A 26,688-nucleotide genomic window follows, 5' to 3' on the forward strand; every position below is an offset into this window, starting at 1 on the left:
CCCAGGTCTTCAGGGGATCGTATATACTGCTATCTCTCGCTCAATGCCGCGCAGCGAGACCTCGTGGGGCTCCGGCTTCAGCGCTTTGCTGCGCAACAGATCGGCGGTGAGATTGTCGTCGACCACCGCACGGGTGGCGAAGATCGCCTGCGCGTTGGCAAGGTTCTGGACCCGCGAAGCAATGTTGACCGTCTGGCCGAAATAGTCCTGTCGCTCGTTCATAGACACGGCGATGCAGGGGCCGGCATGGACTCCGATCTTGAGCAGCAGATCCTCGCGCCCGCTCTTGTCGTTGAGCGCACGCATGGCATCGCGTATCCTGAGGGCCGCGGCAATCGCACGATCAGGGGTCGCGAAGGTCGCCATCACCGCATCACCGATCGTCTTCACCACCGCGCCTGCCTCCGACGCGACGATCTCGTGCAGAACCTGGAAATGCTCGCGCACGAGATCGAAGGCCGAAAGGTCGCCCACACGCTCGTAGAGCGCGGTCGATCCACGCAGGTCTGTGAACAGGAAAGTCAGGCTGGTGATCTTCAGGCGCTGGTCGACGGCCAGAGTATCCGTGCGATAGAGGTCGCGGAACGTCTGGTTGGTGAGCAGGCGCTTGGCGGTGAGAAAGGGCCGGCGTTTGCCCAGAAATTCATGCAATTCATGACCCGCGATGAAAACCGCCGGCAACACACGCGTATCGGTCCTGTTTTCCAGCGAAATGCGCAACGGGCCGGGTTGCATCTCCAGCGTCTGGCTCTGGACATGGTCGCGGTCGAAGACCAAAGAGAGGCTTCGGCGCTCCTTTGTTGGTTCGCCCTTCACGTCGATGAACTGCGCCGAATGGGTGACCGGCTCGAAGACGATGACGAATTCGGACGGAAGCTGGATGGGCAGAACCGCCTTTTCACCCGGCGCAAGCTCGATATCCTCCAGCGAGAACGCTTCCATCTTCTTCGTGAAATCCTCATCCGGCACATCGATGCCGGACGCCCAGTAGATCTGGCGGAAATATTCCACCAATGGCAGTTCGTTCGGATTGTGGGCGGCAATCCTGCGCATGCGGGGACTGACGGTGAACGTCACCTCGACCATCTCGTCCAGGGTCGGCGAATAGCCCTGGGAACACAGCGCGCAGGTGTATTCGTCCTTCTGCAGGGTTTTCAGCGTGGCGTTGGTGTCGAGCACGCCGCCACAACCGGGGCACAGAACATTCCAGGAAATGTCAAAGATGCCCACCCGCGCCGCATGGAGAAAGGCGCCTATGGTGCGCTCCTCGTCGAGGCCATGCTTGCTGGCGAAGGCTAGAACATTGATGCGGCAAAGTTCGCGGTCCTCGCCCTCGGCAATGATCCGCTTGATCGCGTCGATTGCCAGAGGATCGACATCTGCCGATTGCCGCAGAAGCGAGAACAGGTCCTGAGCTTCGCTCATCGTGCAGGCTCCGAAAATGCGCCCGAGGCATGTTGACCGGACCGCTTTTTGGTCCGAGCGCCGCATTTTACTTCGAAACGGGCCGTGCGGCTATTCGAATAGACAACCTTTCCATCGGCCGATTTTCACCGGTCGCAAGCGGCACTATGAGAGTCCACGGGCATTCACCCTGGGGAGCCTTTCCCATGCCGAGATCCGACAACCCGCCATTTCCCACGGCCCTGCGCCTTTTTTCAGTGGCGGTCATCATCGTCCTGATCGTGGGCGCGGGCCTGTTTTTCGCGCCTGTGCTGGTCAAGCCTCGGTGGCCTTGGGCCGTCACCCCGTTCAATGCCCGCTTCCTCGGCGGCTTCTACACCGCCGAAATGGTGGTGATGGCGGCGCTGCTGTTCTGGAACCGCTGGTCGCCCGGCAGACTCGTGCTGGTCATGGCCTTCATCTTCACCGTCATCGTGTCGGCGGCTTCGTTCATCAATCTCGGCTATTTCAACTTCGAGCGCAAAGCGCCGTGGCTATGGTTTTTGGTCTATCTTGGCTCGGTCGCAGTATCGGGGCTGTTCCTGTGGCAGGCCTGGGATCGTCCTTCTGCAAAGGGCGTCACCTTAAACCCGGCATGGCGCGGCTACATGCCGGTGGAATTGGCGATCCTCGGATTCTATGGCATCGGCCTGTTGGTGTTTCCCCTGACATTCAGTAGCTTCTGGCCATGGCCGATCGATGCCTTCCACGCGCAGGTCTACAGCGCCATCTTCCTCGCCGGCGCGGGGGGCATATATCTCGTCTGGAGAAACGCGCCGCGCGAGGAGCTGCTGGTGCTCGGCCTAGCGCAGTTTTTGGTTGGCCTGCTTGCCATCCTTGGCCTCTTCATCACCGACGCTGCGGTGCACCGGATCGACTGGACGGCGACCGGGACGTTGTGCTGGCTCGCTCTTTTCGGCTGGATCGGCATCAGCGGCGTCTTCAAGCTCTACACCTCCTCCCGATATTTCAGCTCGCAATCGGCATCATAGCTTGCAGACACGGCTGGATTTCCAGGTGAGGTCCGGTGCATCGTGCAGGGCCGATTGCCTTCGCCGGGAACGCCATGACCAGCACGACCTCGCCATCCTCCAACAAAATCCAGCCGCAGCTCCGATCTGTCCGGCCAAGCGATGCGGAGGCACTTTGCGCTATCTTCAACATGCCGGCCTTCCGCTGGGGCACGTTCAGGATGCCTTTCGAGAGGATGGAGCAGGTGGAGCGGCGCATTGCCAAGGCCGGCCAGGAGACCACCTGGATCGTTGCGGAGGTGGACGGCAAGATCGTCGGCCATGGCAGCTTGGTCGTGCAGGGTTCGCCGCGCCGTTCGCATATCGGCGAGATCAATATCGGCCTTGACGATGCCTTTGTTGGCAAGGGCATTGGCTCTGCCATACTTGACGCGCTGCTTGACGTGGCCGACAACTGGCGGGCCCTGAAGCGAGTCGAATTGACCGTCTATGCCGACAACGAACCGGCCCTCCGTCTCTACACAAGCCACGGCTTCGTGGTCGAAGGTCGGCATGTGAAGGCCGGTTTTACTGACGGGCAGTACCACGACCTCCTGAGCATGGCCCGGCTGCGGTTCTAAGATCCTGTTTAGCCTTAGCTGTTTAGCCAATCTGACAATTCGTGCCGGGTCGGCGAACAGGTGATTGCTCATGGAGAACTCCATAGGATACGGTCAATTTCGTCTCACACCACTTGATCGAGTTGACGAGCTGGGCTGGCCGCATCCAGCAAGTATGGTCTCCCTTGGCGTTTGCACTGCAAGCGGCTAGACGGGACCAATGACCGCCGTCTTTGATCCATCTCCTACGCCTCCGGTGGAAATTCTGGCTTTGCTGTCGCCGCTCTGCCCGGAAGTCGTGCGTGACATCGAGCAGAACTGGAATGCACCGGTTTCCGACTACGCCCGCCATCTGTGGCGGCCGGTGGCAAGGCCTACATCCGGCCCCGCGATCGCTGCCCGCTCGATCCTGCGCGAAGTCCTGCATCAGCGCCTCGGTGTGATTATGCAGCCTGAGGAGATCGGCAAGGCCCTCGAAGAGTTCGAGCACAGACCGGTGATTCAGTCCGGCCTGCACTGCCTGCTTCTGATGGACCGGATCACCTTCGATGCCCTCCTGCTTGCTTGGCTCGGCGCGGTCGAAAACGGGCTGTCGGCCTTCTTCGGCTTCATGGGAACGACGATGACCATGGAAACAATTGGCCGGGAGGGGCCGGGATGGCTCGATGTCGGCGACGACAAGATCAACCTGTTCGGCATGGGGCGCCACAAACTGTGCCGCAAAAGTGTCTGCGTGGCCGGTCCCGTCTCCCTCAATAAGCGCGCGCTCGAAGCGGTGGGCGATGAAACGGATGCCAGCCGCTGGCTGGGCACACTGCTTGCCAGTCAAGACAAGGTGTTTGGAACCGCTGCCGATGCGCTGACAGCATTCAACCAGGATCTGGCCGCCAATTGGGATCGATCCGGCATGGCCCTGCCGGTTTTCATCGATGATCGGCTCGCCGCGGCTGCCATGGCCCGGCATCTGGAATATGACGACAGCCTTCTGTCCAGGCTGCTCGTTGAGCCCGCAAGGCGCCAGCGTCTCGAACGTGCCTTGCAAGAGGCCGCATCGAGCCCATTTGGCAGATTCCTGCCCAATACCACGGCCTATTTCTGGGGCATCCGCGAGGAGCGCGTGCGCAAGCTCGTCCTCGAGAACGGGCACCTGGTCGAGCCCGACAGGCCGCATGGTCTTTCCATCCCGTTCGAGCGGCCGTATCTCAAGCAGGCGCTGCTGGACGGCGTGCTGCTGCCGAACTTGTTCCTGATGTTCCTCGTTCTTGCCATATTGCCGCGCGTGCGGGCTGTGGGCGGATTGAGACAGATTGGCTATGTAGCGCTTTTCCACTCGATCCTGCTGGCTGCGCTAGACGAAAACGCGCCGGAAGAGCGCGATCTGGCTGCGGAGCTGCAGGTCCGGGAAAATGCCTGGGGAATGCGGGTCATCGATGAAAAGATCTCGGTCCGCGAGCAGCTTGCCGGCCTACCCGAGGGGGCGCTCTTCCCGGAACTGCTCCGGCAATATCGTTTGCGGACATTTGCCGAGACGACCGACGACCTGAAACTGGTTCGCGAAGACGCCCGGTGGCGCAAGATCGGCCAGGCAGAGATCAAGGCGACCTGAGCCTCACTTCAGCCCTTATCTCAGGCTGTTTTTCTAGGGTGCAACCGCAAGCGACGGCGATTTATCGGTGAGCCTCTGGCGTCTGATCCGGCCGCTTCCTTGAGGGTTAGCAGCAGTCAAACGGAAAACAAAACTGTTACGGAGGCTCCATCGCGATCGGCTGCAGTTCAAGGCCAGACCTGACATGGCCTTACCTGTCATTGCTCGACACCGGCCTTGCGGAGCCCGTCCACCACGAGTTCGAAATCGGCAGGGTTCTTGTAGGGCAAGACTTTGCGACGGTACTCCAGGGAATAGTCGGGATTGAGGCGAAGCACCTCCTGCCATGCGGCGCGGGCCTCGGCGAAACGGCCCAGATGGCCGTAGCTGGCGGCCAGAAGCGCGCGCGAGACGTCGGTGGCAGCGTTGCGAGCCAGTCGTTGCATCAGGAGGTCGACGGCCTCTTCGTACCTTCTTAGTTGAAACGAGGCCAAAGCCTGGAAGTGCAGAAGCACATCCGGAAAGTACGGATTCAAGGTCTTCCCCCGGGCGAAACTCTCGAGGGCCTCCTCAGATCTGCCCGAATAGTACAGCGCCTCGCCGAGGATGACGTGCCCTTCGGCGAAGTTCGGATTGAGGACTATCGCGCGCTCGGCCTCCTCGATGGCCTCATCGTGTCGTCGTGTGTAGAGCTTGACTATAGCCAGCGCCCAGTGTGCCCAGGGATCGGTACCATCCAGCGTTACCGCTTGCGATGCGACCTCTTCCGCCTGCGCCATCGATTCCGGCGGCGACGCGCTCCACCTGTTCAGGTAATCGAGCCCGTGCGTGAGGGCGAGGAAAGCGTGCGCAGAGGCAAATCTCGGATCCAGTTCGATGGCACGTTGCAAGAGGTCGCGGGCTGCGACGTTCGTCTCCTTCGTCAGCTGGTACCACAGCTCCCGACCCCGCAGGAAATAGTCGTATGCCTCCGTGTTGCGCGGGCGCTCGAGCGCCAGCCGCTGACGTTCACCCTCAGTCAGATTGAGCGCCAACGCACCGACGATCTGCTGCGTCACGTCGTCCTGCACCGCGAATATGTCGGTCAGATCGCGATCGAACCGCTCCGCCCAAAGATGGCCGCCCGAGGTTGCATCGATGAGCTGCGCGGTGATGCGCACCCTGTTCCCCGACTTGCGTACGCTGCCCTCAAGCACATGCCGCACGCCGAGCTTCGTGCCCACCTCCTGCACATGGACGTTCTGGCCCTTGAAGGTGAACGACGAATTGCGCGCGATGACGAAGAGCTGCGACAGTTTGGACAGCGCGGTGATGATGTCTTCAGAGATGCCGTCGGCGAAGTAGTCCTGTTCGGCGTCACCACTCATGTTGGCAAACGGCAGGACGGCGATCGATAGCTTCGGCGGCGCTGCCGTCGCCGGCCGCTCCGTCGCGGTTTCCGAGGTCGCGGCCGCCTTGGTTCCGGCGCTACCGACTTGCAGTGAATAGATCCGGATCGGCTCGGCGATGTTCTTGAGCTGCGTGCTGCCGAGATCGCTGACCGAGAGGTCGAGCCTGGCCTTGACCTGGCGATAGGCATCCTCGGACAGGCAGATGGCGCCGGGCGCCGCGACACCCTCCAAACGCGAGGCGATGTTGACGCCGTCGCCCATCAGGTCGCCGTCGCTCTCTTCGACTACATCCCCCAGATGGATGCCGATCCTGAACTCGATGCGGCGGTCCTGCGGCAGGCCGGCATTGCGCTCGACCATACCATTCTGAACCTCAACGGCGCAGCGCACGGCATCCACCACACTGCGGAACTCAACCAGCGCCCCATCCCCGGTGCGTTTGATCACCCGCCCGTGGTGCACTTCGATGGTCGGATCGATCAGGTCGCTGCGCAGCGCCCGCAACCTCGCCAAAGTACGATCTTCGTCCGCGCTCGCGAGCCGGCTGTATCCGACCACATCGGCAGCCAGGATTGCCGCTAGCTTACGATTCTCGCTCATGGGTCGTCTCCTCATCTCCAGGATAGCAGGAAGACGGAGGGTAAGAGGGAACTTTCGCGAGCGACGGCCACGCAGCCGCCCGAATCGACAGCGCTCTGCCACAGTACCCACACTGATCGCTCTATGCCCCATTTGCGTTGCCGCTTGCTGGTCGACGGCTATCGGTTCATCCTTGTGTGAATACCCCGGCCGTGAAGTGCGTAGCTAGATCACGCCGTCATGGCCCCTGGTGAGGTCTTGTTCGATGGACTGCGCGGGCTGCGGTTTCGAGGTTGAGGGCGGTTATGCTTTCTGTCCGAGGTGTGGCAGGCGCCAGCCCGTGCCATGCTCCAGTTGTGGCTACGTCTGCGCACCTGATTTCGAGTTCTGTCCGAAATGTGGGGTAAGCGTCGGTGCGCCAACAAAAGCCGTCGAACGGCCTGCTCCGACACCAAGCCGGACCATTGTTCCGCCTTCTCGAACTCCGTCGCTGCTTGCAAACATCGAAAGCGAAGACGGGCTGCATGCCGTCTCTGACGCCGATCGCAGGACGGTAACGGTCTTGTTCGCCGACCTTTGCGGCTTCACCACACTCAGCGAGCAGCTCGACCCAGAGGTCATGCAAACGCTGCAGAACGAACTATTCAAGGAATTGACAGCGGCAGTGCGAAACTTTGGTGGTTTTGTCGACAAGTTCATCGGCGATGCACTGCTTGCCTTGTTCGGTGCACCGGTCGCGCATGAGGACGATCCGGAACGTGCGCTTCGCGCCGCTCTCGACATGATGGCCCGGACGGCACGGCTCGGCGAAAGCACCTTCCACTCCGGCTCGCCTCTGTTGCTTCACATCGGCATAAACACTGGTCCGGTCGTTACTGGGGGATTGGGCATCGGTACCGCCAAATCCTATTCGGTAACCGGCGATACGGTGAATACGGCGCAACGCCTGCAATCGCTGGCCGCACCGGGTGAGGTGCTGGTTGGCGAGCTCACTCACAGGCTGACCCGGCATGCCTTTGCTTACGAGTCGCTGGGTGATGTCGTGCTTCGCGGCAAGGCTGGCAGCGTGCTCGTCCACCGACTGGATGGACCGCTTGCGGCGCCGCGTGCAGCGCGCGGGCTCGAGGCGCTCGGCCTCAGCGCGCCGATAATAGGCCGCGGTGCGGAGCTCAATAGAATGCTGGCCAGCCTTGATCAGGCGTGCGGCGGCTCGGCCCAGCTTGTCCGCCTCGTCGGAGAAGCCGGTATCGGGAAATCGCGGCTGGTGAGGGAGTTCGTCGCCCGCGTCGGCGACGAGGATCGTTTTCGCAACGTCGCCGTGCGGCAGGCCACGTGCTCGCCGCTTGGCGAACAATCATTCGGCGCTTTGGGTGCAGTGGTGCGCAGCGCTGCCGGGATGATGCAAAACGACAGTGGGGAGGAAATGCGGGGCAAGCTCGCAGACTTGCTTACCGATCTCGGCCTGCAGGGCGAGGAGGTGAAGCGGCTGATGCCTTTGCTCTACCATGTGCTTGGCCTTGGCGACCCCGACGCCACCTTGCAGTATGTCGAGCCCGAGCAACTGCGGCGGCAAATTCTCTACGCGGTCCGCACGATCATCGAACGGCGGCTTGCGTTGTCGCCGCTGTTGATTGTCGTCGAAGACCTGCACTGGGCCGACGCCGTGTCGCTCGAGGCACTGCGTTTCGTGATGGACAGGTTGGAACGCACGCGGTTGATGTTGCTGGTCACGCATCGTCCGGCGCCGCACAACGACCAGCTCGACTCAAGTCGAGTCAGTCACACGGCACTCAGGCTTTCGCCGCTCAACGGTGATGACGGTCGTAGCCTGCTGGCGGCGCTTTTCGGCGAGAGCTGGGTAAACACGGCAGGAGGGCTTCCCGACCAGATCCTCGAGCGCGCGGGCGGCAACCCGCTTTTCATAGAGGAGATTGTTCGTGGCCTTATCGATCGCGGTATTCTGGTGCGCGAGGGCCAGCGATGGCGGACTGTGGCAGGCGAAGTCGCAACCGGCATTCCCGCCACTATCCAGGCAATGTTGCTTGCCCGCGTCGACCGGCTGCCCCAAGAGGTGCGGCGGTTGGCCCAGGAAGCCGCGGTAATCGGCCCGCGCTTCGATGCCACACTTCTAAAAGCCGTGACAGCCGACCCCGGCCGCCTGGAAGCCGGCTGTGAACTGCTTTGCGATGCGGAAATCATCGAGGAAGTTGCCGGATCAGGTTCGGTCTCATCGCAAAGCTACCGCTTTACGCAAACGCTGCTGCAGGACGTGATCTATCAGAATCTGCTCCTGCAACGCCGGACCGACATCCACGGGCGGGTCGGTGCCGCCTTGGAGCAACTGTGCGGCGACAAGCCGGAACGGCTCGAGGATTTGACCGTGCTCGGCCATCATTTCGCACAGAGCGCCAAGCGGGAAAGGGGCGCGCAATACCTGCAGGCGGCGGGCGATCGCGCTCGCATGATATATGCCAACGATGACGCCCTTCGTTTCTACGAGCGAGCCATGACTGCGTTGGGCGCGGTCGGGCAAACACCGCTCAAACTGGCAATCGCGGAGCGCATTGCCGATTTGAGCGGTCCGGCCGGCCGCCGCGAGATCGCGCACCAGCACTACGAGACGGTCTTGCAGGCATATCGCGAGTCGGGCGATCGCGTCGCTTCGGCGCGAGTTTTGCGCAAGATCGGTCGGCTGTTCTGGGACGTCGGCAAGCGGGACAACGCAGAATCCCGTTATGCCGAAGCGGCAGCGCTTCTCGATGGCGCGGATGCCCCGGTCGAGCAGGCGCATCTCTGGCAAGAACGTGGCCGACAGGCGTTTCGTGGCGGAGATCACGCTCTCGCGGCAAAATGGGCAGACGCGGCGCTGGATTGCGTACGCACTCTGACAGCCGAGCATGTCTCAGAGATGGGGCGTGATGCCACTCTTGTGACCGCCGAGGCACTCAATACCAAGGCTGTTGCGCTGGCTCGCCTTGGGCGAGACCATGAGGCCGTGCGCCAGATTGAGCGCAGCATCGAATTGGCCGAAGCCGCCGGTCTGCTGGGCGCGGCCTGCCGCGGCTACACCAATCTCGGGGTGCTCTACACGACCATCGATCCGGCACAGGCCATAAAGGTCTGTCGCCGCGGTCTTGAAGTGGCGCGCCATATTGGTGATTTGGGTTTCCAGGCGCGCCTCCTCGCCAATCTGGCGGTTGCTTGTTGTACTTTCACGGATCGCTGCCCAACCGAGGGCGTGCCTGCTGCCGAGAAGGCCATCGAGATCGACCGGGCGCTCGACCAGCGCGAGCATCTGCCGGTGCCGTTGATCGTGCTTGGGCAGATCCACCAGTGCAACGGTCGTCCGGAACTGGCGGTTGGCTTGTTCCAAGAAGCACTGGACGTAGCGCGCGAAACGAGTGAGCCCCAACTGCTGTTTCCGTGCTATGATGGCCTTGCAACGCTTAATCTCGACCTCGACAATATGGCCGAGGCTGAACGCTACTTTTCCCTGGCGCAGGGAATATGCGCCCAGCACGGGCTCGACCCGGAAGCGCTTGTGGTGCTGCCTTTTCTCGATTAGCCGGATGGGAGGTTGAAAAATGTCCGCGCGTATTGACTTGGTACCGCTTCAACCGGGCGATCGTGCGCCGAACGTGGTGCTCGACGCCATCACCCAGGAAGGCAAGATCGCGCTTGACGACTTTCGCGGACAAAAACCGGTGCTGGTCGGCCTGTTTCGAGGTCTCCATTGTGCGTTCTGCCGGCGCCATATCGCAGCCCAGGCGCGGCTTGATCCGGAACTGCGCGAAAAGGGGGTGGAAAGCCTGACGGTGGTCAACACGCCGATTGAGCGGGCGCGTCTCTATTTCCGCTATCACCCGATGCCGAATCTGCTTGCGGCTTCCGACCCCGAACGCGCTTCACATCGTGCTTTTGGACTGCCAAATCTCGAATTCACCCAAGACGAGACAAACTGGCCGTACAAGGTCTCGATGGCAGCGGCAAAGGATATGCGGGTCGACATACCAGGCGAGTTGCCCACTCCCATGGATCCTTTTGCGGCCAGCGAATTCCTCGACAAGAAGGACCATTACGAAGTGACCGAGGCCGACGAACAGATGATGGCAACGGGACACGGACAACTGATCGGTCAGTTCCTGCTGGACCGGCAGGGGGTCGTCCGCTGGAGCTTCACGGAAGTCCCAGAGGGTGGGCGATACATGTTTGGGGCGCCGAACCCGCAGGAGCTGATGTCAGCCGTGTCCCAGGTCGCCCAATAGACTTGCGAACAACGTAGTCGGACGGGACACCGACAAAAAAGCAGAAGCGGTTTGTTCACCCTTCATTCGAGCACGGCCTCGACGCGCGCAACAAAGTCATCGAGCGAGCGATCCCCGCGAACCTCGATGCGCGGAAGGTCGATGGGATCGCAGTCGAGGTCCGCCGGCCCGTGTTTGCCGCCGAAGCCGATGCGATAGCCGCACTCCTTGGCCAGTCGGCCAAGCCGTCGGTCGGTGACAGAGAAGGGTGCCGCGAACGCCGTGGTTGGTCGACCGGTCCACCGTTCGACGAACATGCGCGAGCGCAGGAGCTCGGCGGCCAAGTCAGAACTCGACAGACCATCGATCGCGCGATGCGTCGCCAGATGGCTTCCGAAGAACGCACCTTCGCCGGCGAGACGTCGCACCATCCCGGCGTCCATAAGCTGCGTCGGCGGCCCGATGTCGACGTCCCACCGTGCACTTTCCCCTACCAAGTCCGTCACCAGGAACACTTCCGCGGTCAGGTCGTTCGCGCGCAAGATCGGCCAAGCATGGTCGGCAAAATTCTGGAAGCCGTCATCGAAGGTGATGAGCACCGGGCGGCCAACGAAAGCTTCACGGTTGGCAATGGACCATTCCAGCTGCTCGGACATGATCGCGTGAAAGCCATTGGCGCGCAGCCATGCCATCTGGCCTTCGAATGCGGCGGGCGTGCACCGAAAACGGGCGAGCGCGGCCGGACCATCATCGGCGACGCTGTGATACATGAGGACAGGGATACGCTGCCGCCGCTCGCTGCGTGCGACGTCGCGGCGCAAGGCCCGTGCCCCGCCCCAAACGATATTTCGCGCGACCCCAATACCGATGGGCGCGCGGATTGGCACATGATCAATCGTCGGTTCCGTCGCCACGTCGTCTAGCGACAGGCGGCGGAAGCGGTCTATGCGATAGAGCTCGGTCTGGATCGATTGTTCGAGGACGAGGCCTTCAGTCACTGCCAACGTCTCTGAGATTGCTTGTGCACCGAATGTGTTCCAGTCGAAGCCCGTCCTTTCAACATTGTCACGGAGCACGAATGCGTGTGCGCTGATGAAACTGCCGCCAGGCGCCAACGCCTCAACAAATTTCTTGGCGATGCGCCGCAACTCGGCGAGATCACCCAGGTAGTAGAGCACTTCCGAACAGACGATCAGATCCATCCCACCTGGCAGCGTGTCCGCCGAGAAATCCAGCACACCGAACTCAACATTCGGCTGATCGCTGCATCGCGCGCGCGCCCGCCCGATGGCTATGGCGGAGATGTCAGTTGCGGTCAAATGGCCGACTCGCGGCGCTAGTTGGCGCGTGAAGTGACCCTCCGCGCAGGCCAGCTCGAGCGCCCGTCCGATGGGACCGGCAGGCAGAATTTCGAGCTGCCGCTCATATTTTTCCTGCTCATAGGGCGAACGATAGTTCCAGGGATCCTCGGTCGCAAAACGGCGATTCCAGAACGACGTGCGATCAGTATCGTGGTCATCCGCGGCCGGTTTACGGCGCGGTGATGCAAGTGGCTCTAAAGGTTCGGCGCTCGACCGAACCAGCCCCTGCGCTTCCGCGGCCAATCGCGCCAGTTTGCCGAAGTGGCTGTCCGGATCAGAAGGATGCTCTGCCATGGGCAACGACGCCTCGGCTGCAGACAGGTTTGAATTGTCGGCAACGCCGCTCTGCGAGGCCAGATTAATCCAATGGCTCCTTGTCACTTTCCCGAGCGCGCCGAACTGCACGCGGGCCTCGATCCGGCCGTCCACCATCAGATAGGCATAAATTTGGTCGATTCCTTCCGGCAATTCTATCGAGATCGGATTTCGAGCGTCGACGCGAATTCCCAGTGTCCGCGCCAGTCTGCGCGGCGCGGCAAGATCGTCGGAGTCGAGCAGCATTTGCTCAAGGTGATACTGGACGCGGCGACCCGCTGCGGGATCGCCCCAGATCTTGCCGAGTTCGATGATCAGCTCGGTGAGAGAGCCGCCGAACCTATCCCACCTGGCAGCCAGTTGCGTTGGTACCGATAGGCTTCCCACCAAAAGGCCATCGAAGACCGCCTTGGCGATCTCACCCGCCCACTTACGTCCTGCCGGGAGCGCGCGCAGGGACTGCGGGTTGATCGAGTGCGAGCCGCGGCCGCAATCCGACGCGGCGTTCAACAATGCGAACCACGCGAGTGCCTCGGAAGCGGTGCGGCCGTTCGCCTCGATCGCTCCCTTGCCGTGAGCCGATGCTGGGTGTTCGACTCTGGGATCAGTAGAAAAGCCGCGGGCGATCACGATTTCCGCATCTGCCAGCAGCTGCATCGAATTGCAGGAGAGCGAGTTGGGGCTGATCCGATAGAAAGCGAGCGGCTCGTCGACCATCACCCAACGTTTGCCTAGACGTGCGAGGCGCTGCCACAGATCCCAGTCCTCGCAGGTGCGCAGCGACACATCGAAACCGCCCAACTCGACAATTGTCTCCCGGTCGACCAGCAGCGCGTGAGTGCGAATGGCACACCGGCGGGCGAAAGTTTCGAAGGGCTGGATCGCAACCTCAGTTGAGATGCTCGACGGGGTGAGTTCGCCATCGGGCATCACGCGCCGAGAACCGCAATAGGCGGCCACTGCATCGGGCGTGGTTTTCAATGCGGCCAGCATTTTCGCAAGGAAGCTGGCATCCACCCAATCGTCCGCGTCCAGAAACATGAGCCATTGGCCGCGCGCTGTCGAAATCCCGCTATTGCGCGCGCCGGCGGCGCTATACGCGCAAGACCTCAACGTCCGAAATCGGGCATCGTGCCCCACATAACCGGCGATGATCGCGGGGGTGCGGTCCGTGGAGGCGTCGTCGACGATGATCGCCTCCCAATCCGCTATTTCCTGATCGAGAAGGCAATCGAGCGCGCGCGCCAGCGTTACCTCCGCGTTGTGCGCAGGAACCACGATTGAAACCAAGGGATTACAAGCCACGCCGTCCTACCCGCGCCTGGTTCGAAGGTAGAACAAGATGCGTTGGTCTTTCTCGGCGCAGGCCGTCACAATCGACGCCGATCCGTCCGTCGACTCATCATCCACCACGACTATATCCAGTACCTGGTAGGTCCGCCGGCGGATGCCGGCAAGCGTTGCGCCGACGGTTTGCTCGGCATCGAACATCGGCACCACACCGCCTGCGGTAGCATTGTCCTGGATCATCGAGCTTTCGTTTTCTTCGGCAAGAGTCGGCGAATGTCAAAAACGTGCCCGGCGCAACGGTCTAGCTCGGAACGATGAAGTCTTGCACCACAACTTCGGCTTCTTCAAGGTAGGAGCAATGGCGGACATAGATGTCGTTGCCTGCCGAGTTGACCGGAAGGTTACAGCACGATGCCACTCATGAATCGACGATTGGGGGCCAGGAACCTGGAGCGCCTGGCACGACGTCTCGGAGATCTGACGGCAATGCTGGCAGTGATTGCCAGGCCGCTCGTCTTTGGGATTGCCCTTTTGTTGGCTGGTCCGGTACAGGCACAGGCGCCGGCGACCGTCCCGCCTGAAAAGGTCAAACAGCTGTTCGAGCTTCTCGACGATCCGTCAGTGAAGGCCTGGATGGCCGAACAGCGAAATAAGGAGGCCGGGTCAACGGGAGCGCCTGCCGAGGCAGGGCCTTCGCCGGCCGACGCATCGGCCGGGGCCGTGGCCGCACCAGGCCAGATGAATACCATGGCATCCTCGACGCTCGATCGGATCAAGCATCATATCGAAAGAATTGCGCGAACCGTGCCCTTGCTGCCAGGCCAGTTCGCGCGCGTTCGGACTGAGACCATGGACGACATGTCCAGAAAGGGACCTCTCGGCGTATTTTTGCTGATCGCGATGTTCATCGCTGCCGGCGTCGCGCTCACCTGGGCCACGTATAGGCTCACCCGTCCGTTTCGTCTTTGGATCATCGCGCAGCCGAAGGATACGCCCATTGGGCGAGCCAAGAAGATTGGTGGTCGCACGCTTTATTCCAGCCTGCTGATCGTCTCGTTCGCGCTGGGCAGCGCCGGCGCGTTCATGTTGTTCGACTGGCCAATGCTTATCCGCGAGATCGTGCTGACATTTCTGATGGCTGCAGTCGTTACAGCGGGTGTGCGCATGTACCTCGCAGCCATGCTCGTCCCTTCCTTCATGAAAGTCGAGAACGCCGTCGAGGTTCGTGCATTGCCGATCACCAACGAGACGGCTGACCATTGGTTCTATTGGCTACCCCGGATCGTCGGCGTGTTCGCCTTTTTCGGCGGGGCCTTTATCCTCTTGCCGGGTCTCGGCATCGATCGGGATGGAATGCTGGTCCTGTCAACGGGCGCCGATTTCGTGCTGCTGTTGCTCTTGCTGCTTGCCGTTTGGCGTCGACCAAGAACACAGCGAGACGGTGCGCACCAAAGCGGCCACACGGCAGCGACATGGCTACTGACTGCTTATTTCGTCGTTCTGTTCCTGTTGCGCATCGCCGGCCTCAATATATTGTTCTGGTTGACCTTCGCCGCATTCTTCCTGCCTTTGGCGGTCATGCTGACGCAGCGCGGGGTCAATTTCGTCCTGCGGCCGGGTTCGGAGGATGCTGGCCGGCCTACGATCCCGGCGGTGACGATCGCTGTCATCGATCGCGGGGTCCGGATGATCTTGATCCTGGTGGCGGCTTATTTTCTCGCGCGTCTCTGGGGCCTGGACATGCAGTCCATGCGGGACAGCGATACGACGACCACGCTCGTATTGCGCGGCTTGATCAACGTCATGGTCATTGCGCTCGCAGCCGATTTCGGCTGGTCGATCATCAAAGCTTTGATCGAACGAAAGCTGGGCATCGAAACGCCGCACGCGGTGATCGACGACGAGGAGGTCCCGGTCCTCGATCCGCAGCAGGCGCGGCTGCGCACGCTCTTGCCGATCATCCAGAACATTCTGCTCGCGGTGATCGTGGTGATGGCGGCGCTGATGATGCTCGCCTCAGTGGGCATCGAGATCGGCCCGCTGATCGCCGGCGCCGGCGTCGTTGGCGTCGCTGTGGGATTTGGGGCGCAAACCATAGTCAAGGACGTCATTTCGGGCGTGTTTTTTCTGCTCGATGATGCATTTCGTGTCGGCGAATACATTACATCCGGCCGCTATGTGGGAACGGTGGAGAGCTTTTCGCTGCGCTCGGTGAAGCTGCGCCACCATCGTGGCCCGCTGTTCACAATACCTTTCGGTGAGCTCGGAGCAGTCCAGAACCAGAGCCGTGACTGGGTCACCGACAAATTCAACATCACCGTCGGTTACGACACCGATATCGACTTCGCTCGCAGGCTGATCAAGCGGATCGGCCTCGAACTGGCGGAAGATCCCGAGTTCAAGCACTGGGTGCTCTCGCCGATCAAGATGCAGGGCGTGCAGGAGTTCGGCGAGTACGGCATCGTCTTGAGGGTCAAGGTCACAACCAGACCGGGAGGCGCCTTCAATATGAAACGCAAATTCTATGTACGTCTCCGCCAGGTCTTCAAGGAGCAGGGCATCGAACTCCCATTCCCGACCGTCCACGTCGAGGGGCTGCAGAACCCACATGGGGCAGAGAACGCGCCGTTGGAGATCACACCCGAGTTGAAAGTGGCCGTCGCGCAGTCGCACACCAATCGGCGCAGAAAGAAAGCCAGCACAACGGAGTAGGAAAGCTGGCAATGCGCTCCAGCGTCGGCGGCATCAGGCCAGGAGCCGCCACATTCGCACACGACCCGTACCGCGCAATTCCGTTTCCGCGAGTGGATCGCAGGCAAAATTCGGTCCAAGCAGTTCGTGGGTCGCATCCGAAATACGGATTTCATCGGGCTCCGCGGCCTTTTGAATCCGCGCGGCGAGATTGACGGTGTCGCCCCACAGGTCATAGACAAACCGCCTTTTGCCTATGACGCCCGCCACGATCGGTCCGGAGTGAATTCCAATTCTGAGGCTTAGCGGTTCTCCTGCGAAGCGCTCGCGCCTGGCCGACTCCCGCAGGTCAAGTGCATAGTGCGCAAGGGCTTCTGCATGATCGGATCGCGCGGCGGGCAGGCCAGCGACCGCCATGACACAATCGCCGATGGTCTTGATCTTTTCGCAGCCATGTTGTTCCGAGAGCAGATCCGCCGCCTTGAAGAAGTAATTCAGAATAGCGAGCGTCGTCGCGGCTCCGACGCTCCGCGCTCTTTCCGTAAAACCGACGATGTCGGCAAAAAGCACACTGACCTCCGCGTGGTTGTCTGCAATTTGCTCGTCCGCTTTCAACCGCTCCGCGATCGACGCCGGAAGAATGTTGAGGAGCAGTGATTCGGCGCGCCGGTATTCGCGTGACAAACCCTCCTGGGTCTCCCTCAACGCCTCGTTCGTCGATTGCAGCTTCGCATTGAGTTGACGCTCCCTCTCCTGCAGGAGTGTCATTTCATAAGCCTTCTGTTGAAGCCGCTGCTGGTTGTCGCGTTCGGCAGTGGCGTCGAGAAAGAGCAGCCACACCGAGCCACCGTCACCGACGAGATGAAGGTCCGCGACACGCCCGCCGGGCAATTCCACCATGGGCATATGATAGGGAAGCTCCGGGCAAGGCAGCAGCCCTTCCATGAATTCAAGCTGATTGGCGACAGGCTTGCCGATGCAAAGCGACGAGAGTCCGTAATGTTCAATGTTGCCGCCCTTCGCGGCTATGCATTGCCGAGCGTCAATTTTCAGATATGCGGCAGAGCGCTCATTGTAGAAGAAATCGTATATCCAGCTTCTGACTTCCTTCGGCACTCTGGGCATGGTCTATTTGGCGACCATCGAAGCAAGCTGGCGAAACGCATCGTCAACATGTTCGCCCGAAAGCGCGCTTGTCAGATAGATTTGCCATCCACGTTGCCTCAATTCGTCAATTTCACTGTTCGATATCGCCCACCGGTCGGCCAGGTCGGATTTATTGAACAGCAATACGAACGGCATGGCGCCGAATTCGGCCTCGGCCCGCTCGCGCAGCGTGAGCGCCACGGCAAGAGTAGCGGCGCGGGTCCCATCGGCGACAAGTACCAGCCCGGTCGCACCTCGCACATAGCTGACGCGGAATGAGCCGATATCGTCTTCGCCGGCCAAATCCCACAAAATCAGATCCACGGTTTTGTCCGGGAGTGCGACACTCTTCTTGTCGATTTTCACTCCTACCGTGGTCAAATAGGTTTCCGAGAAGATGCTTTGGACAAACCTGCGTACCAGGCTCGTCTTTCCGACAGCGAACCCGCCCAACATGCAGATCTTTTTTTGCAGCATCCCGGGCTCCGCACTACTCTAGGTTCACTGTAATCGAGACCCGGCGATTGGTGGAGCTCCCAGTTCGACTATTTTCAGGCACCACCGGCTCAAAGGTGCCCGCGCCCCGAACCTGCAGCAGTTCCGGAGCGACGCCGCGCTTGTTGAGAAGCGCACGGACTGTCTCGGCGCGGGCGGCGCTGATCGACGCGTTGGCCGTCTCACGGCCCGTGGCGTCCGAATGGCCGATCAACATGAACCGCGCCGTGACGCCTGACTTGCGGGCGCTTTGGGCGAATTCCTTCAATTGATCAGCCAATCTGTCGAGCACCGGCGTCTGCTCCGGTCCCGGGACAACTCTGCCGGAATAGAAGAAAATATCGGTTGCCTGGATGGCCTCTCTCAAATGATCAAGTTCTGCAAGGTGCAGCTCACGCAGTTGTGAGACATCCAGAGCCACTCCGTCCGTGGAAAGCTGCTCGGCGGCGGCCCGCGCCCGGCTGATCCACGCGGTGGTAGCCTCACCCTCGGCGACGATGCGACCCTCGACGATCGAAAGCCGCACCGAATCCGGCGGAGCCAACGACGCCGTCAGCCGCTTCAGCACGAACTCCGGCTCGAGGCTCTGATAGAACTGCCATGTTGCATGAACGCGCGCGGGATCGACCTGCGTTCCCGACAGCAGGGACTGCGGGTCGGCCGCGAGCGGATCCCTCAGGCCGGCAATGTAGAACTGGCCGTCGCGCACATTCTGTTCGGCAACGATGATGCCCGGCTGGGTCTCCAGTCGCGACACATAGGCCTGCCAGCGCTCCTCGGGGCTCACATCACGGACCCCGGAGATGTCGAATGCCGGTCCGCCGGCCGAAAGCTGCTCAGCAGCGGACCGCGCCCGGCTGATCCACGCGGTGGTGGCTTCGCCCTTAGCGACGATGCGACCCTCGACAATCGAAAGCCGCACCGAATCCGGCGGAGCCAGCGACGCCGTCAGCCGCTTCAGCACGAACTCCGGCTCGAGGCTCTGATAGAACTGCCATGTTGCATGAACGCGCGCGGGATCGACCTGCGTTCCCGACAACAGCGACTGCGGATCGGCGGCAAGCGGGTCTCTCAGGCCGGCAATATAGAATTGGCCATCGCGCACATTCTGTTCGGCAACGACGATGCCAGGCTGGGCTTCCAGTCGCGACACATAGGCCTGCCAGCGTTCCTCGGGGCTCACATCACGGACCCCGGATATATCGAATACCGGTCCGCCTGCCGAAAGCTGCTGGGCAGCGGCCCGCGCCCGATTGATCCACCCGGTGGTAGCCTCCCCCTCGGCGACGATTCGCCCCTCGACAATCGAAAGCCGCACCGAATCCGGCGGAGCCAGCGACGCCGTCAGCCGCTTCAGCACGAATTCCGGCTCGAGGCTCTGATAGAACTGCCATGTTGCATGAACGCGCGCGGGATCGACCTGCGTTCCCGACAACAGCGACTGCGGATCGGCGGCAAGCGGGTCTCTCAGGCCGGCGATATAGAACTGGCCATCGCGCACATTCTGTTCGGCAACGACGATGCCAGGCTGGGCTTCCAGTCGCGACACATAGGCCTGCCAGCGTTCCTCGGGGCTCACATCACGGACCCCGGATATATCGAATACCGGTCCGCCTGCCGAAAGCTGCTGGGCAGCGGCCCGCGCCCGATTGATCCACCCGGTGGTAGCCTCCCCCTCGGCGACGATGCGGCCATTGACGACCGAAAGCCGTACCGATTGCGGCGGAGCCAGCGACGCCGTCAGCCGCTTCAGCACGAACTCCGGCTCGAGGCTCTGATAGAATTGCCAGGTTGAATGAACGCGAGCGGGGTCGACCTCAGTTCCCGACAACAGCGACTGCGGGTCGGCGGCAAGCGGGTCCCTCAGGCCGGCAATATAGAATTGGCCGCCGCGCATCTTTTGTTCGGCAACGACGATGCCCGACTGGGCCTCCAGTCGCGACACATAGGTCTGCCAGCGCTGTCCGGATTGCCAGGAAAGAAAGAACCAAATGCCTGCCGGAATCAAAATCAGTAGGACTGCGGCCACCACCAGCCACGGAAATCCCTGGTTTGTATCCGCGTGCTGCAATTCAACGCAGGTCTGGAGTTGCGTCTCTACGCCGAGCAACTGCGAACTGTCGCCGTCGAATCGCTCCAAAGCCTGTGAGGATTCATCGTGGATGCGAAGCAATACATCGCGAATTATCTCATGTAATTCCTCCGGCGGATTTCCCCGGATCACCGCAACCAGGGTTGCAAACGGCCCAACTTCCGACCAGAGACGAAGCTCCCCGAAACGGATAGTGTCCAGGCCGCTCTGTTCTTTCTCGTTAAACGAGTCCTTTACAAAGTCTTGAATGGCGCTGAGCATCGAAGAAATCAGCTGAGGGTCTTCGCTCGTTGCGTTTTCGGCAGTTACATGCGCAATCAAAAGCCCGGAACTGCGGTGGATGAGAAAAACATGTTCTACGCGATAGACAAGAGAATGATTGAGAACGACTTCCGCGAAGCTTGTGCCCGTTCTCCAGGCCTCAAATCTCCACTTAAGCCCCTGCCAGGTAAATATATGCCTCAATGATTCATTGAGCGACTGAAAGGTCTGGTCGATCTTTTCGCCGATCGACTTGCGGATAGCAGGCAGGAACACCGGGTATAATATATCCGTCAGCGTGCCCGGGTTCTTCTGGATGGACCGTTGCGCGGCCCTCTCGACAGCCGGCGCAAGGGCCTCGCCGAGTAGCGCATGAGACGCACGTTCGGCTGCGGTGGGGAGAACGCTCCCCACTGCAGCCGCAAGCTGCTCAGGCTCGTCGAGCAGGTGCGTAACGCGTGAAAGCTCCGAAATTTCGTGGCCGACCAGCAACTGGCGGAGCGTTTCCATGCGAGGATCGGCGGTTGGAACTCCGTCGAAACGCGCACGATGATCCGGATCAACGTTCCGGGCAATTTCGATCAAAAGGCGAGCCAGAGCCTCGCGATCAATCTCAGTATCGTTCGAAGCTGCTCTTTGAGGAAGGCTGATTGGGTCGACGCTCGACGTCAAGTTCCGATCAACTCACTTTCCAGTTACGCTCCGAGTTGCCCTTGCTGCCGACGGGATCCTGATTCAGGCATTTTGCGACCTCGACAAACAGGCCAGCCAAAAGATTTCGGTCGGTCTTGACGTTGCTGAGATCGGAAAACACTTTCTCGATCAGCATCTGAACGCTTTCGTTCTTTTGCTTGATTTCCTCACGCAGCAAATGATCGTTTCGGCTTATCCTGTCCGCAACTTCGCGCTCAAGATCGCTCAATTGATCCGACAACGCACGCACCTGCTTTTCAAGTGCCTGATTTTGATCGCGAAGGTTGCGGTCAATCTCCTTGTCGGCCTCGGCCCGTGCATCTTTTTCGTTCCGCAATTGCGTCGCAAGCGAGTCAACCTGCTTCTTCGCGTTCGACTCGTACATTTCGAGATTGCGCTTGGCCTCGGATTCGACATCCTTGAAGCGCTGCAAGACCCGTTCTTCAAGCTTGGAAAAGCGGCGATCATAGTCCTGCATCTGGTTGCCGAACAGCAGATCACGTATCTTGTCGACACCTACAGCGTCGCCTGAGGCCCCGCTCTCGCGAGCCTGACCCGCTATGAAGTTGAGCCCGTTTCCCTCTGCATTGCCTATCAGATTTGCGTCCGCTTTATTTGCTGAGGAAGCGGCATTCGAAGATTCCTTCGCCATCTTTGTGCCTCAATTACCCGCTGCAACATTAGGAGATGATAAATTATGTCAGACAAATACCAGGCCCGCAAGACGGAATCCTCTTGGCTTGAAGCCGATTCGTCCGCCCCTTGTTCGTCTCTTGGACCAGTAACAACAAGTTCCGATTGGCGACGCTCTTGGTACCGCTTTGTGGCTTTTGGTGAATCGACGGGACCGTAGGAGCGTCGGTGTCCGCCGCTCGCTGGCGGGCCGCTACTCAGTCAGACTCTGCATCTCTTTTCTTGATCTCTTTTCTTGCTGCCTCCGCTCGGAGTTCGAGATACCTTGCCAGATCAGCCAGATGTACGCTCCTCCTCGCCACGCGGCCTTTTTTACAACCACTCCGTGGAGGTCGCTCGCAAAGCGTTCGTGCAGTCACCCAGCGAACGGCTGGTCCGAGCGGAAGCGTGAAGTGAAAGATTGTGCCCAGCTCCGGCCGTGTGAACCATAACCGGCCGCCATGGGCGGCTATGATCGAGCGGCAAATCGCTAGTCCCATGCCCGTCCCTTCGGACTTGGTGGTGAAGAACGGTTCGAACAGGCGATCACCAATCGCAGAATCCATGCCGGTACCCTGGTCCTCGATTTCGACGAGGACCTGATCTCCCCATGCCGTTTTGACCGGAGTAACAGAACGCGCTGCGTATCGAGACCTGCCATGGCCTGGATGCCATTAATCACCAGGTTTATGACCACCTGCTGCAGCTGAACGCGATCACCTCGAATGGCGGCAATCCGCTTTCGAGCTCCGGGCGCAACGACACCTGCTGACGCATCAACTCCCCTCGAACGAGAGCAAGAACCTCCTCGAGCATCTCATTGAGATCAAACACAGTGCGCTTCGGCTCTGACTTCTTCGTTAGGGAGCGCAGCCGGTTTACGATCGCTGCGGTGCGCCGAGCATCAGCGATCATGCTCAACGAACTCTGGCGCACTTCCTCGATCTCCACTTTCGGCCGCGAGAGCCACCGCAGAGCAACTTCTCCGTTGGTTACAATCGCAGAAACGGGTTGAAGAACTTCGTGCACAATCGAGGCCGCTAGTTCTCCAAGTGAAGTTATACGCGTGATACGGGAGAGCTCGGCCTGTACCTCCTGGAAAGCTGCCTCGGCCTCCCTGGCTTCGGTGACGTCCGTTACCGCGCACACGCTACGTTCTGGCGATACTGTTTCGCCGGACGCATGCATTGTCCTCCGCACGTATTTGATCGAGCCGTCGGGCATGACAAGCCGAACGTCATAGTTGGTGTCTGGCTCGCCGCGAAGAACGCGCTCGAACGAGCGCTGCGAGAGCCATCGGTCGTCTGGGTGTATCCGCTCCCAGATCAGCTCCTGAGGGTCGAAACCGAAAATTCGAGCACCTTCGGCGGACCAGAACACCTCACCAGTCGAGAGGTTCAGTCCCATGCTTCCACAATGAGTCACTCGCTGAGTCTCGTCGAGAATTGCCTTGCTGCGAGAAAGGTCGCCTTCGATGCGCTTGCGGTCTTCGATATCGGTGTTAGTTCCACACCATCCATTGATCTGTCCGCCTTCGCCCGGCAGCGGCACGCACCGGAACAGGAACCAGCGATACTGCCCGTCGGCCCCTCTCAGCCGTGCTTCCGCCTCACCGGGTTGCCCAGCCTGCAGAATTGCCTGCCATGTCCGGATCAGCCGCTCCTGATCATCCGGATGTATCGCGACGCTCCACTTCCACCCAAGTGCCTCGTCCGAGGTTAAGCCAGTATACTCGAGCCAGCGTCGATTGAAGAATTCGGCAGACCCGTCCGGCGAAGTCTGCCAGACCAATGTTGGGATTGTGTCCAGAAGAACCCGAGCTTGACTTTCGAGCGCCGTCTCGTCCGGCGGTGGGGTACCCAACGAGTACAGCGCTTCATGCATTTCGTAGCCCTGCTATTTCGTGTCCGCGCTGGCATCGCCTCGGTCACGGTCGTGTTCCGATCCCGTACCCCGATAATCCAATCAGCTGAGACGTCTATCGGCCGATCAAGCGAATTCCGGACCAGTGGCAACTATTTGCGTATTAGCGAATGTGAATATTCGCGCACCGATGATCCAGATGAAAGGATGGCACCGGCAACTGGAGCCCGGACCGGCCGCAAGGCGCTCGACCGCGCCATGAGGAGGACCAAATAACGGCCGATATCACTCACCAGAGGTTGCTCTCACGCAGTGCCGCCACATCGAGATGACGAGGGCCGCAGTGGGCCAAGGCTTATACTGAGGCGAGTTGCCGATTGCCCCGTTTGGGCCAATGAGGAAGGACTGGCTGACGGTGACCTGGCATTGTGCTCACCAGACCCGCACCGTCACACGTCGTGTAGTTTGTCGGGGTGCCCGCCGCGAACAGGCCCTTCCCGCAGGCAGAGTGAACTGAAACGTGGCACCCCGAGGCTGGTTGCCGCTCGCCCACAATCGCCCGCCGTGGGCCTCGATGATCGAACGGCAGATCGAGCGTCGCCGTGTCGAGCCATTGCAGATCGTCCAGGTAGAGCGCCCAGCGGATGTTCGGGCTGGGCAAATACGCCGATAAAGCGCTGGACACGAGTTGAAAACGGCTCTGCGCCTGCTGCGACGGAAGCTCGGGGGCCGGCGGCTGATCTCCGATGATGAGCTTGAGGTCGGGAATGAGGTCGGCCATGAGCCGCCCGTTCGGGCCAAGCGCCTCCAGAAGGGCATGGCGCCAGCTCGCCAACTCTGCGTCACTCCTGCTGAGAACAGGTCGGACCAGGCTCTGAAAGGCCTGCACCAGCGTCGCGTACAGGATTTGAGATTAGAGAGTTCGCCTTCGACCACCAGCGACACCTGTCGAGCGGTCCACAGGGCTTCCTGCTCGATCCGTGATCTGGCGTTGCGCCCGGCTCACGGTGAAGCTCCTCCACCGCAATGCTGCGCTGGCGCTTCGGGCCGAGCACGTCAATCCTGGCATCGAAGGCGACGAGAGCGATCGCCAGGTCGCCTGGATAGACGGCAATGCAGGCATGCCTGCATTCCCAACTCGCTCCGCCCGCTTGGTCAACATGCCACTGTCCTACTCTCCGGCGGAGCGACCTCCACATTCGATGCGGTCTATCCGGCGATGGGATGCAGGACAGGAGCTAAGTTTGGAATCGACCTCGGGGCGACTTGCGACGACCTCGGATACCTTATTGTGGATGCGCATCAGCGAACCGTTGTGCCCGGTCTCTATGCCGCTGGTGATGTGGTGAACGAAATCAACCAGATCGCGGTAGCGTTCGGCCACGCTGCGATCGCGGCCACGGACATTCACAATCATCTTGCAGACACCAACCACGGCTTTGGTCATTGACCGGTCGTTTCCCGCGAGGTGGTGTAGCTCGGCGGTAGCGAAGCCGCTCGTGAGCGCGCCCTCAATAGCGCCGTAGCGAGCGAGCGGCGCAGCGGTGGTCATCGATGTTCTTCCGTTAGGGTCGGGTTGCTGACACCAACCCGATTCGAAGGAACCACCGATGACTATGGCGAGAAGAGCGCGCTGCGGACCGCCCAGCGCAATGGCTACCGCGACAGGGACTGGGAGACTCGGGCCGGAACGGTCGAGCTGCGCATCCCCAAGCTGAGGAAGGGCTCCTACTTCCCCAGCTTCCTGGAGCCTCGCCGCATGGCTGAGAAAGCGCTGACTGCCGTCATCCAGGAGGCCTACGTGCAGGGCATCTCGACCCGCTCGGTCGACGACCTGGTTAAAGCGATGGGCATGAGCGGCATCTCGAAGAGCCAGGTGTCGCGGCTGTGCGAAGAGATCGACGGCAAGGTGAAGGCCTTCCTCGAACGGCCGATCGAAGGTGACTGGCCATACCTATGGATTGATGCCACCTACCTGAAGGTTCGCCGCGGCGGGCGCATTGTCTCCGTCGCTGTCATCATCGCCGTGGGCGTCAACACCGACGGCCGGCGCGAGGTGCTTGGCATGGAGATCGGCACCTCGGAGGCCGAGCCGATCTGGACAGAGTTCCTGCGCAAGCTGACACGTCGCGGCCTGCGCGGGGTCAAGCTCGTCGTCTCCGATGCGCATGAGGGTCTGAAGGCCGCCGTGACCAAGGTGCTGTCGGCCACTTGGCAGCGCTGCCGCGTCCACTTCATGAGGAACGTGTTGGCGCACGCCGGCAAGAGCGGCCGCCGCGTTGTCTCGGCCTTCATCGGCACCGCCTTCGCGCAGGAGACGCCCTAAGCCGCCGGTGCCAGGTGGCGCGCCGTCGCCGACCAGATCAGGCCGAAGGTGCCGAAGCTGGCCGCCATCCTCGACAACGCCGAACCTGACGTGCTCGCCTACATGACCTTCCCGAAGGAGCACCGGGCCAAGCTCCACTCGACGAATCCGATCGAGCGTCTCAACGGCGAGATCAAGCGCCGCACCGAGGTCGTCGGAATCTTCCCGAACGACAACGCCATCCTCCGCCTCGTCGGCGCACTGCTGCTCGAGCAGAACGATGAATGGGCGGTGCAGCGGGCCCGCTACATGACACTGGAAACCATCAGCCAGATGAGCGATGATCCCCTCATCAGCCTGCCAGCCGTGGCACGCTGATTAGCCCGGCCATGCCGGAGAGCGCGGCAACCAACGCCGTCAGCTACACCACTTCCTGAGACACGATCCATTGACCGCCATGCACCTTGTTCAAATACTGCTTCCAAGCATGGATAATGACGGTCAGCCTTTCGCCCAACAAGACTTCGAGAGGGTAAAGGAAGAACTGGCGAGCCGCTTCGAGGGCGTTACCGCCTATCTTCAGGCTCCTGCGGATGGTTTGTGGAGAAAGGGTGCCGAGTCAAACGCCGACAAGATCGTCATCTTTGAAGTCATGACCGAGGAGATCGACCTACGTGAGTGGCGTGATCGCC

Annotated in this window: 17 protein-coding genes and 3 pseudogenes; 9 read left to right on the forward strand and 11 right to left on the reverse strand. The window is 60.8% G+C overall.

Annotation, left to right across the window (positions count from 1 at the left end; genetic code table 11):
* Positions 1-9: 9 nt before the first annotated feature.
* Positions 10-1,425, reverse strand: a complete 1,416-nt coding sequence (locus O7A05_RS27100; protein WP_337096079.1) for an adenylate/guanylate cyclase domain-containing protein — start codon at positions 1,423-1,425, stop codon at positions 10-12.
* Positions 1,426-1,457: 32 nt separating this feature from the next.
* On the opposite strand from O7A05_RS27100, the gene O7A05_RS27105 reads away from it, so the two are divergent.
* The 3 genes from O7A05_RS27105 to O7A05_RS27115 all read left to right on the forward strand — a co-directional run bounded on the left by O7A05_RS27105 (position 1,458) and on the right by O7A05_RS27115 (position 4,619).
* Positions 1,458-2,435 carry a hypothetical protein gene (locus O7A05_RS27105; protein ID WP_337096081.1) on the forward strand — a complete coding sequence of 326 codons (978 nt, stop codon included), beginning with the start codon at positions 1,458-1,460 and terminating at the stop codon, positions 2,433-2,435.
* Positions 2,436-2,509: 74 nt separating this feature from the next.
* Positions 2,510-3,034: a GNAT family N-acetyltransferase gene (locus O7A05_RS27110; protein WP_337096083.1), complete on the forward strand. Its 525-nt coding sequence runs from the start codon at positions 2,510-2,512 to the stop codon at positions 3,032-3,034.
* 199 nt (positions 3,035-3,233) lie between these two features.
* On the forward strand, positions 3,234-4,619 hold the full coding sequence (locus O7A05_RS27115) for a hypothetical protein (protein WP_337096085.1): 1,386 nt from the start codon (positions 3,234-3,236) through the stop codon (positions 4,617-4,619).
* A gap of 197 nt (positions 4,620-4,816) precedes the next feature.
* On the opposite strand, the gene O7A05_RS27120 is transcribed toward O7A05_RS27115, so the two are convergent.
* Positions 4,817-6,589 (reverse strand): adenylate/guanylate cyclase domain-containing protein, encoded by a 1,773-nt coding sequence (locus tag O7A05_RS27120; RefSeq protein ID WP_337096086.1) that lies wholly within the window; start codon positions 6,587-6,589, stop codon positions 4,817-4,819.
* Between the two features lie 244 nt (positions 6,590-6,833).
* Between O7A05_RS27120 and O7A05_RS27125 the strand changes: the two genes are divergently transcribed.
* A complete protein-coding gene (locus O7A05_RS27125) occupies positions 6,834-10,133 on the forward strand; it encodes an adenylate/guanylate cyclase domain-containing protein (RefSeq protein WP_337096087.1) in 3,300 nt (1,099 codons plus the stop codon).
* 19 nt (positions 10,134-10,152) lie between these two features.
* Positions 10,153-10,833 carry a redoxin domain-containing protein gene (locus O7A05_RS27130; protein WP_337096088.1) on the forward strand — a complete coding sequence of 227 codons (681 nt, stop codon included), beginning with the start codon at positions 10,153-10,155 and terminating at the stop codon, positions 10,831-10,833.
* Positions 10,834-10,895: 62 nt separating this feature from the next.
* On the opposite strand, the gene O7A05_RS27135 is transcribed toward O7A05_RS27130, so the two are convergent.
* Complete coding sequence (locus O7A05_RS27135) at positions 10,896-13,793, reverse strand: glycosyltransferase (protein ID WP_415927060.1); 2,898 nt, start codon at positions 13,791-13,793, stop codon at positions 10,896-10,898.
* A gap of 6 nt (positions 13,794-13,799) precedes the next feature.
* Positions 13,800-14,018 carry a glycosyltransferase family 2 protein gene (locus O7A05_RS27140; protein ID WP_337096091.1) on the reverse strand — a complete coding sequence of 73 codons (219 nt, stop codon included), beginning with the start codon at positions 14,016-14,018 and terminating at the stop codon, positions 13,800-13,802.
* A 246-nt stretch (positions 14,019-14,264) separates the two neighbouring features.
* Between O7A05_RS27140 and O7A05_RS27145 the strand changes: the two genes are divergently transcribed.
* Entirely contained in the window at positions 14,265-16,490 is a 2,226-nt protein-coding gene (locus tag O7A05_RS27145; RefSeq protein WP_337096092.1) for a mechanosensitive ion channel family protein, read from the forward strand.
* Positions 16,491-16,523: 33 nt separating this feature from the next.
* Here the strand turns inward: O7A05_RS27145 and O7A05_RS27150 are convergent, their stop codons facing one another.
* The 7 genes and pseudogenes from O7A05_RS27150 to O7A05_RS34515 form a co-directional block, all read right to left on the reverse strand.
* On the reverse strand, positions 16,524-17,594 hold the full coding sequence (locus tag O7A05_RS27150; RefSeq protein WP_337096094.1) for an adenylate/guanylate cyclase domain-containing protein: 1,071 nt from the start codon (positions 17,592-17,594) through the stop codon (positions 16,524-16,526).
* A 3-nt stretch (positions 17,595-17,597) separates the two neighbouring features.
* Positions 17,598-18,092: a Rab family GTPase gene (locus tag O7A05_RS27155; RefSeq protein ID WP_337096095.1), complete on the reverse strand. Its 495-nt coding sequence runs from the start codon at positions 18,090-18,092 to the stop codon at positions 17,598-17,600.
* Positions 18,093-18,105: 13 nt separating this feature from the next.
* Complete coding sequence (locus tag O7A05_RS27160; RefSeq protein ID WP_337096096.1) at positions 18,106-21,048, reverse strand: OmpA family protein; 2,943 nt, start codon at positions 21,046-21,048, stop codon at positions 18,106-18,108.
* Between the two features lie 94 nt (positions 21,049-21,142).
* Positions 21,143-21,808: a hypothetical protein gene (locus tag O7A05_RS27165; protein WP_337096097.1), complete on the reverse strand. Its 666-nt coding sequence runs from the start codon at positions 21,806-21,808 to the stop codon at positions 21,143-21,145.
* A 238-nt stretch (positions 21,809-22,046) separates the two neighbouring features.
* Positions 22,047-22,427, reverse strand: a pseudogene (locus O7A05_RS34510) (ATP-binding protein); the annotation flags it as partial.
* Positions 22,428-22,515: 88 nt separating this feature from the next.
* The gene (locus tag O7A05_RS27170; RefSeq protein ID WP_337096098.1) at positions 22,516-23,712 is read right to left on the reverse strand and encodes a PAS domain-containing sensor histidine kinase; all 1,197 of its coding nucleotides are present in this window, start codon (positions 23,710-23,712) and stop codon (positions 22,516-22,518) included.
* Between the two features lie 625 nt (positions 23,713-24,337).
* Positions 24,338-24,580: pseudogene (locus tag O7A05_RS34515) on the reverse strand (hypothetical protein); the annotation flags it as partial.
* Here O7A05_RS34515 and O7A05_RS34520 point away from each other — a divergent pair.
* The 3 genes and pseudogenes from O7A05_RS34520 to O7A05_RS27190 form a co-directional block, all read left to right on the forward strand.
* Positions 24,509-25,141, forward strand: a complete 633-nt coding sequence (locus O7A05_RS34520) for an FAD-dependent oxidoreductase (RefSeq protein WP_415927061.1) — start codon at positions 24,509-24,511, stop codon at positions 25,139-25,141. The pseudogene O7A05_RS34515 and the gene O7A05_RS34520 overlap by 72 nt on opposite strands.
* Before the next feature lie 165 nt (positions 25,142-25,306).
* Positions 25,307-26,374 (forward strand): annotated as a pseudogene (locus O7A05_RS27185) (IS256 family transposase); the annotation flags it as partial.
* 79 nt (positions 26,375-26,453) lie between these two features.
* Positions 26,454-26,688 (forward strand): hypothetical protein (locus O7A05_RS27190; protein ID WP_337096105.1); only part of this gene is annotated, 235 nt, incomplete at its 3' end.

It is taken from the genome of Mesorhizobium argentiipisi (SeqCode) (assembly GCF_037179585.1).
Lineage (GTDB): Bacteria > Pseudomonadota > Alphaproteobacteria > Rhizobiales > Rhizobiaceae > Mesorhizobium > Mesorhizobium argentiipisi.

Coding starts and splice junctions, on each gene's coding strand:
- O7A05_RS27100 (WP_337096079.1), bottom strand. CDS start 1,425: ATGAGCGAAGCTCAGGACCTGTTCTCGCTTCTGCGGCAATCGGCAGAT.
- O7A05_RS27110 (WP_337096083.1), top strand. CDS start 2,510: ATGACCAGCACGACCTCGCCATCCTCCAACAAAATCCAGCCGCAGCTC.
- O7A05_RS27115 (WP_337096085.1), top strand. CDS start 3,234: ATGACCGCCGTCTTTGATCCATCTCCTACGCCTCCGGTGGAAATTCTG.
- O7A05_RS27120 (WP_337096086.1), bottom strand. CDS start 6,589: ATGAGCGAGAATCGTAAGCTAGCGGCAATCCTGGCTGCCGATGTGGTC.
- O7A05_RS27125 (WP_337096087.1), top strand. CDS start 6,834: ATGGACTGCGCGGGCTGCGGTTTCGAGGTTGAGGGCGGTTATGCTTTC.
- O7A05_RS27130 (WP_337096088.1), top strand. CDS start 10,153: ATGTCCGCGCGTATTGACTTGGTACCGCTTCAACCGGGCGATCGTGCG.
- O7A05_RS27140 (WP_337096091.1), bottom strand. CDS start 14,018: ATGATCCAGGACAATGCTACCGCAGGCGGTGTGGTGCCGATGTTCGAT.
- O7A05_RS27145 (WP_337096092.1), top strand. CDS start 14,265: ATGCTGGCAGTGATTGCCAGGCCGCTCGTCTTTGGGATTGCCCTTTTG.
- O7A05_RS27150 (WP_337096094.1), bottom strand. CDS start 17,594: ATGCCCAGAGTGCCGAAGGAAGTCAGAAGCTGGATATACGATTTCTTC.
- O7A05_RS27155 (WP_337096095.1), bottom strand. CDS start 18,092: ATGCTGCAAAAAAAGATCTGCATGTTGGGCGGGTTCGCTGTCGGAAAG.
- O7A05_RS27165 (WP_337096097.1), bottom strand. CDS start 21,808: ATGGCGAAGGAATCTTCGAATGCCGCTTCCTCAGCAAATAAAGCGGAC.
- O7A05_RS27170 (WP_337096098.1), bottom strand. CDS start 23,712: ATGCATGAAGCGCTGTACTCGTTGGGTACCCCACCGCCGGACGAGACG.
- O7A05_RS34520 (WP_415927061.1), top strand. CDS start 24,509: ATGGCGCCAGCTCGCCAACTCTGCGTCACTCCTGCTGAGAACAGGTCG.